The sequence below is a fragment of the Streptomyces niveus genome (genome assembly GCF_001723055.1).
Lineage (GTDB): Bacteria > Actinomycetota > Actinomycetes > Streptomycetales > Streptomycetaceae > Streptomyces > Streptomyces niveus.
In genome coordinates this window covers 1-1090 of record NZ_MDCR01000510.1, presented here as the reverse complement: position 1 = coordinate 1090, position 1090 = coordinate 1, and the positions used below count along the sequence as shown (strand labels likewise).

Below are 1090 nucleotides of genomic sequence, written 5' to 3'. Positions count from 1 at the left end.
CAGCCGCGACGGCCGGCGCGCGCCCAGGGACGGGGCGCGGTAGTCGGGGCCCACGGTGTCGAACGGCGCGACCGCGTCACGCAGCGGACGCAGCGCGGGCTCGAAGTCCTGGTAGCCGGCGGCCACTTCGCACACCGCCTCGATCGCCGCACGCGTCCCGTCCTTGGCGAGCGCGAGGCACGCCTCCACCACGCTCGTCGGCGTCGCCCCCGGCGCACACGCCGCCGCGACCCCCGCCGCGAGGACACCGGCCGCCTCCCTGCCGTACGAGGACTGGTGCGCGCCGGCGACATCGATCGCCTCCGCGTACGCCGCGGCCGGATTCGCCGCGTTGACGAGGCCCACGGGCGCCATGTACATCGCCGCACCGCAGTTGACGATGTTCCCGGTGCCCGCCTCACGGGGGTCGACGTGCCCGTAGTGGATGCGCGCGACGAGCCACTTCTCGGCGAGGAAGATCCGCTGGAGCGGCAGCGCCTCCGCCTCCAACTCCGGGATCCAGCGCGGTGTGGAGATCAGGTCGGGGACGAGATGGCCGGCGACGGCGTACGCGTCGAGGTGGTCGCGGACCGTGTCGTACACCCGCACCAGCGCGTGCGTCAGCAAGGTGTCGTCGGTGACGTGCCCGTCGCCCTTGTGGTACGGGGCGATGGGCCGCGCCGTACGCCAGTCCTCGTTCCAGGGGCCGACGATGCCGCAGACCCGGCCGCCGTGCCGGTCCATGATCTGCTCGGGGGTGTAGCCCTCGACGGGGCCCCCGAGCGCGTCGCCGACGGCCGCGCCGACGAGACTGCCGGTGATCCGGTCTTCGAGCGAGGGCGTGGCGGATGGTGTGGGTGGCGTCATGCCGGAATTGTCCACCCGGGTGCGTCCCGGTGGGGTGAAGCTCGCCGCCCGTGGCGCTACCGGGAGTTGTGGTCCGCCTCGGCGAGCGTGCGCGCCAACAGCCCGGCGAGTTCGACCAGGTCCGTACCCGCGAGGCGGGGCAGCGCACAGCCCGCCAGAGTGCGGCAGGCGTCGCGCCAGGCCGCGGGTACGGCCGCGCCGCCGCCGAGCGCCCCGGTCAGCGCGCCGGCGAGGGCGGGCGCGG

General features: G+C 75.1%; 1 protein-coding gene and 1 pseudogene. Both read right to left on the bottom strand.

Translation table 11 applies throughout. From position 1 onward, the window contains the following. Positions 1-846 (bottom strand): ADP-ribosylglycohydrolase family protein (locus BHU15_RS37070; protein ID WP_069631092.1); only part of this gene is annotated, 846 nt, incomplete at its 3' end. A gap of 56 nt (positions 847-902) precedes the next feature. Then, positions 903-1090, bottom strand: a pseudogene (locus BHU15_RS37065) (hypothetical protein); the annotation flags it as partial.